5 protein-coding genes are annotated in these 6,092 nt (G+C 50.6%); all 5 read right to left on the reverse strand.

Annotated features, from left to right (window positions below):
- Nucleotides 1–797, reverse strand: a 797-nt coding sequence (locus AB5903_RS21455; RefSeq protein WP_368118256.1) for a fimbrillin family protein, incomplete at its 3' end; no start/stop codon positions are given.
- Between the two features lie 26 nt (nt 798–823).
- Nucleotides 824–2,431: a fimbrillin family protein gene (locus AB5903_RS21460; RefSeq protein ID WP_368118257.1), complete on the reverse strand. Its 1,608-nt coding sequence runs from the start codon at nt 2,429–2,431 to the stop codon at nt 824–826.
- Nucleotides 2,432–2,479: 48 nt separating this feature from the next.
- Nucleotides 2,480–3,427, reverse strand: coding sequence for a fimbrillin family protein (locus tag AB5903_RS21465; RefSeq protein ID WP_368118258.1), 948 nt, complete (start codon nt 3,425–3,427; stop codon nt 2,480–2,482).
- A 24-nt stretch (nt 3,428–3,451) separates the two neighbouring features.
- Nucleotides 3,452–4,327 (reverse strand): hypothetical protein, encoded by an 876-nt coding sequence (locus AB5903_RS21470; protein ID WP_368118259.1) that lies wholly within the window; start codon nt 4,325–4,327, stop codon nt 3,452–3,454.
- Nucleotides 4,314–6,092 (reverse strand): hypothetical protein (locus AB5903_RS21475; protein WP_368118260.1); only part of this gene is annotated, 1,779 nt, incomplete at its 5' end. The genes AB5903_RS21475 and AB5903_RS21470, both read right to left, overlap by 14 nt.

Below are 6,092 nucleotides of genomic sequence, written 5' to 3' on the forward strand. Positions count from 1 at the left end.
TTAATTGATCCGGTATAATCTCCACCTGCCTGCCAGGGACGGACGCTCACACCGGAGAGAATGAGCATCCCTTCTTTACTCAGGGACAATACGTAGGTGTATCTCTTTCCGGCCTCAAACGTATTGGCCGGAAGATACCAGTCGTAAACATTGTCCCGGTAACGGATCTGTATCCTGCGTTCTTCCGTTTTGCCGGGGAACAGAAGCAGCATGTTTCCTTTGGAAGCGATACTTCCGTCTTCTTCTTTCACGGACAGGTTTCCGCTTGTAAGGTCATAAGCGCCTTCCACAGGAACTTCTTCCATGCTCAGGGTACATGCGTCGCTTCCTTCCACTGTGAATTCCAGAAGGGAAAGCAGGTGTTTCATCTCAATGCTTGCCCTGTGGTTCTGCCAGTTGAGCCGCAGTTCCTCCGAAGCCAGATAATCCGTCTGGGAAACCAGGCTTACGGTCAGTTCCTTTCCCGGTATGTCCTGGAAAGGGGAGAAAGCAAGCAGTCTGCAGGTCGCTTCAGTGAGCGTGACCTCCGGAAAGGTCCAGCCGCCATCGTACGTCACATGTACCGGCCCCGGTACGCCGGTATAAGTATTGCCCGCATCATCAAGCAATACCATTCCGAAGTCCTTTACAAGAGAGCCGTCCGTATCTGCCCCGGCACTGCGGCTGAAACAGTTCTCCACCAGGAGTTCTCTTTCCCCGTCTTGCTCAAGCGGGCCCTTTTCACCCGAACAGCCCGTAAGGAATGCGGGGCAAAGAAGCATGGATGTTACAATACATTTGTATGCCTTTATCTTTATCATATCGTTTATGGTTAATTTTGCAATTAAGGATCAATGTCTATGGAAGTCTTTCCCGGTTGTACAATTTTAAGGGACAATGTGTGACCGCTTTCATCCTGTTTGAGAGTCACCACACCTGTTCGTCTTTCTTTATTAGAGTTTTCTTCGTAACTTACCGAAGTACCGTTTACATGAATCCAGCTGTCCCCTGACGCACTCCAGGAAAGGTCTCTGCGACTATTTCCCGTTATTTTGTAACTTGTTATACTTAGGATGAACGAGCCTGCCGATGAATCATCCGGATATTCTGTATGACTGGTTGCACCATCCGCATAACTGAAATAGTAGCTGACCGGAGCTGCCTCCTGGCTGATTGTGGCTGTAGCGGAATTTCCACCGTAGCTTGCCGTAAAGACACAGCTGCGTGCGGATGCGGTGTTGTTCTCCGCTACCGTTACCGTATTTCCAGAAAGGAAGAAACCGTCCGAACCGCCGGTAATGGACGGGGAACCGGTCTGTGAGCTTTCCTTTATGCCATTTACAAATACATCACGTGAAGCTCCCGCTGTAAGCGTCGAGTTGCCTCCTTTCCAGCCCAGGGATGAAGGGCTTGCCGTCAAAGTAACCGACCAACCGCCGTAATTCCGGTATTTGGGTTCAAGGGTACGGTCTGTCAGAACCTCAAAACTGTACTGTACCGCATCGGATACGATCCTGCCTGCCTCATACCACCCTGCAAAGTCATAACCGCCATTCACACTCGCCCTCACTGTACAGGTGCTTCCGATATTGTAGAGTCCCGCACCTGTGGTAGTACCGCCCGCCGTATAGTCCAGAACGGTAATCTGTTTCTTGTAGTCGATACTGTAATTGTGTATCTGACCGGCACGGGTGACCATATCGGAAGTTCCACGAAGTTTTATGTCCGTATCTCCCGTAAGGGTTACATAGTTGGAGGAAGTCGTAAGCGTCTGGGCGGGAACGGTCACGCGGAATACCGTTGTGGCATCCCCCTGCCCGGAATATCTGTACATCCGGCAGTTTCCCCTGCTTTCGTCCGTAACGGCCTCACCGGTAAGCAGGTTGAAACGGCTCGTGCGTTTCACATTTTCTATGGCAGCCTCCCGGACTCCTTCGTTACGCTCGATCCTGACTTCCACAGTTGAGAGCCTGTGTCTGAAATTCAGAGGTATCGTATAGTTCAGAACCGGTTCCGTATAGGTTGCAGTCATGAAATCTGCTGACAGCCATCCGGACTTCTCATCCTGATCTCCGGCGGAATGGGATATGGCGGTAATGTCCGTTTGTCCTTCCTTGAAAGGATAGTATATATAGAAGTCGAAATCGGTTCCCACCGTTACTATAATATTATCCGCTTCCGTCGCAGGTTTGAACGTATTGCCGTCATAGATGTATTCATTGTTCACAGCCCAATATACACCGGTCTTCGGTTCAATAGCAAACACGCCTATGGCATCGCCCGCCTCAAAGCTGCTCTCCTGGGTGTTTCGTGTTTCCGCATCCCCAGTGACGGCGGTGAATGTGACAAGCCCGCTGCCGGCAACGGCTTCCTTCTCTCCGGCATCGTCCCCACAGGATGAAAAGGAAAGCAGCAGCACTGCGCAAACAATCGGTTTTATTAATCTTATCATGGTTTCTGTTTTATGGGGAACCGGAAGGCTCCCCCATAGGTTACTGATTTATTTGACTGGTACAAGTGTGATATCCTCTTCTGTGGATGTCCAACCCTCTATCGTTACCGACTGCCCGTTTTTCCCACCGATTTCCGCATCATTGGAACGCATGGTGACCGAGTAGATATATCTCTTTCCGGCTTCCCAGAGAATCTGCGGAATGGAATACGTATAGGTCGCGCCGTCGATCACGACCTCGAGCGATACCTCCCCCCCGGAAATGCCCATCGGATAAATGGCTGCGGCATAGTCCACCGCCTGCTCTCCCTGGGCAGGGACGGTTGTGTTCGGGTTCCACGACAATTCGGTACTGGTCGGTTGGAATGTGATTTTCCCCTCATCGTTCAGGTTCATCGTCCCGACGGTGGCAAACTTGGCCGCCGTTGCCTTCAGCTTGGCCGATGTAAGATTCCCGTCGTTATGATATTCGGGAGAAACTTTCAGACGGATGACAAACTGCGAGAGGGCATGTCTCATCGGAATTTTAGCCTCGGTTTCAATTACCGACACCTGGTTGGAACTTTTTCCCCACATGTAATCGACGGATGTGCCTACGTTGATGGGAACGGGTATTTTTGTCCCGTCGGTTACCGCACCGTTGTACGGGTAGTATGCCCATATCGTTGCCTTGTCCGAAAGAAGATACACCGGACTGGCCTGCGACCAGCCGTTTGTCTCTCTGGTTGACTTGTTGTTCTGGGCATCATAACGCGGATAGGTATCGCCCCATCCGGTTGCCTTGTACATGAACAGTCCCAGGGCATCACCCGCCGCCCAGTCCGTTTTGGGGACAAAACCGGCCCTGGTCTCTGTTCCTACGGTTGGCAGGATATTCAGCTGTGCGAGCGTATGTTCCCGGCCTGTTTCGTTTTCAATAAATGTCTCTTCACTGTTGCTGCATGAGGCCAGCAGACCTGCGGCCATTACCGCTGAAAGAAAAAATCTTGTTTTCATGTTAAAAAAATGTTAGTTATAGTTTTATAGTTCTGTCTCAGGTATGTCCTCCCAATCCGGAATGACAACCGGCTGGCCTATGGTCAGCTCTTTACCGATGTGCAGATTGAGTTCCAATGAAAGCTCCTCACCTTCGAAACCTCTGACGTACGGTGTCAGGTCAACCGTCTGCTCTTCATTGAATGCAGAATCCTCTTCATCCATCCCGACCTTCACTGTCAGTATATTCTCCGCTACGGGACTGAAACCGAATACGTACAGGCTCGTACGCCACCGGTTAGAATCCTGTTTGCGTGCAAATACGGTAGTGAGGCTTGCATTCCCTGTCCTTTCACGGGAAACGAGATACCGCCCGGTGGAAACGCCTGAAAGCGTACCCTGCAAGGAAGATAGGGGAACAGTGTTGCCGGATACATTGATCTGTATGTTCAGGCGCTGGACGAACGCCGAGGGGATGACTTCCACCCTTTTGGGATTTTGATACTCCGGACGTTCGCTGAACATGGCCGAACAGCAGAAGCTCTGTATTCCCGGGATGTAAACCGCCCCGCTTTCCACTGTATCTGTCTGTACGGTAAGACGCGCTTCATGGTAATTCTGAATATCGCTTACCTTGTAATTCCCTGTATAGAACAGGAAGCGGTATTCACCTTGGGGAATACTCCAGCGAAGGGTATCCTGTGTAAAGGTAGTTTCCGTACCTGAAGGGATATCCGTATGCCCGAGGGGAAACGCAATCATGTGCCGCTGCGCCGGTATGGGAAGCGGCTCCTTGATTCCGCTGAAATCACACCAGGCAACAAGTTCCCCGTTTCTTATGCAGAAATCCTCGTTGAAGTCACAACCGCTCAGTGCGGTTACAAGAACCGCGAAGGATGCCAGCTTGTTAATATAGTTCATCTTTATATAAATTATAGGTTACTATCAGTTTGTTAATCTCCGGATCGAGTCTGCCTCTCCATATCTTGGAAGCATCCTGGTCACATGACTTGACATACATTTTGAGAGCTTCCTCCTCTCTTTTCAGGCGGCTGTACAGAATGGCCAGCAGATAGTTTCTGTCCGAAGTGTCCGGTTGTCCCGCCATGATTTCAAGCGCACGCTTGTCATAACCCAGGGACATCAGGCATACTGCCGTATTGTAGTCGTCCGGGTAAGATACGTCCAGGATGGCAAGGGCCTGCCGGTATTGTCTGTCTTCTATCATTCTTACAGCCTGCATGTAGGTAGTGTCAATAACCGGCATGACTACCGTATCCTGGAGCATGTTCCGGCGATGAAGATGGAACTTGAACTCCACACCGCGCAGCAACGGGTAATGCTTTTCCCGGATACGCTTGTAGTCGGCGGGGTATTTACGCATGGCATACTCCCGGTTGTCCGGATTGTCCGTCTCTTTCATGATGCGCAGAAGAGATGCCTTGTTTTCCAGACTGTCATCCGCCAGTACCAATCCATGCAGCCGGTGCCAGTCCTCGCCGGTCCAGCGCGGGCGGAAAAGTGTATCTACTCCCTCGCGGTCATCGCTGCGCCGGGCAAGGTATCTCTTGAGTGCCAGTGCACGTCCCCTTGAAAGGAAAAGGTTCATATCGGCACTGCCCTCGGGAGATGACGTGGCTGTCATACGGATACTGTCGATGAGGAACTCCCCTGTATAATTGATGCCATGAATGGTCTCGAACACCTTGTCGATTTCCGCTCTGTTATCCCCGGTGTCCTCGGAAAATTCGGTGCTTCCACTCTTGTAGGTCACATATGCCCGAAGGCTGACTTCATCCTTGCGGGTGATGATTTTCTTTTTATAGCGTGGACTGCGGTCCAAAAACTGCACCATGCTTGAAATGAAGTAGGTGATTGTATCCGAAGGGGGGAGCTGTGTCTTTGTCTCATCCTTTGAAAGGATCTGCCCGTCAAGTGTCAGGTCTATCTTTTTCGTATTTTCCGTAGCCGGAAGTTCCTGCTTGTAGTAATACACGAAATTATCACCTTCCTTGATGACTGTATCCAGGCGTGCCGCTTCATACGGGAACCGTACATACTTTTCGTACATTTCACCGGCCTGCTCTTTCCTTTTCTGGTTCTCGGCCATCTTCGCATAGTCAGTGAAGCGTCTGGTGATGGAAACCGAATCCTCCGGGGTTATGTCCCGGGTACGGATCTTATAGTTTCCCTCGGCAAACACTTTCCATTTGGAAGGAATGTACTTACCATCCATTTCGCGGCGCAGATAGTAAGCGGGAAAATACTCAAGTATGGAATTATAGCCGGCTATGGCCTGCCTGTTACGCTCCATCCTGTAATTGAACAGTGCGAAACGTGCGTTGGCCTTGTCCGACCAGTCAATCCAGCGTTCTTTGCTGATAACCTCATGCTTCCATGCCTGGAAGTACTCTTCTTCAAGTTCGGCCAAAGCCTTTTTGTAGCCTTTCTCGTCGAACAGCTTCTGAAGGTAAAGACTGTCAGGAATAATGGAGTTCATAAACGCCTGGTAACGCATGTAGCCCTTCTTCTGCATCTTGGCAAAGTCAGCCCCGGAAAGAAAAATCCTGTCCAGATACAACGTATCGGCAGGCTTGTAGGCTACAGGGGTGAGCTGGACCTGCCATTTGTTGCTGATCAGCTCACCGGGTACTGTGACGATGAAATCCAGGTTGATCTTGCCGTT

The organism is Bacteroides sp. 2201st1_D9_2201SCRN_220225 (assembly GCF_040928965.1).
GTDB classification, from domain to species: Bacteria; Bacteroidota; Bacteroidia; order Bacteroidales; family Bacteroidaceae; genus Bacteroides; species Bacteroides stercoris.

Coding starts and splice junctions, on each gene's coding strand:
- AB5903_RS21465 (WP_368118258.1), bottom strand. CDS start 3,427: ATGAAAACAAGATTTTTTCTTTCAGCGGTAATGGCCGCAGGTCTGCTG.
- AB5903_RS21470 (WP_368118259.1), bottom strand. CDS start 4,327: ATGAACTATATTAACAAGCTGGCATCCTTCGCGGTTCTTGTAACCGCA.
- AB5903_RS21460 (WP_368118257.1), bottom strand. CDS start 2,431: ATGATAAGATTAATAAAACCGATTGTTTGCGCAGTGCTGCTGCTTTCC.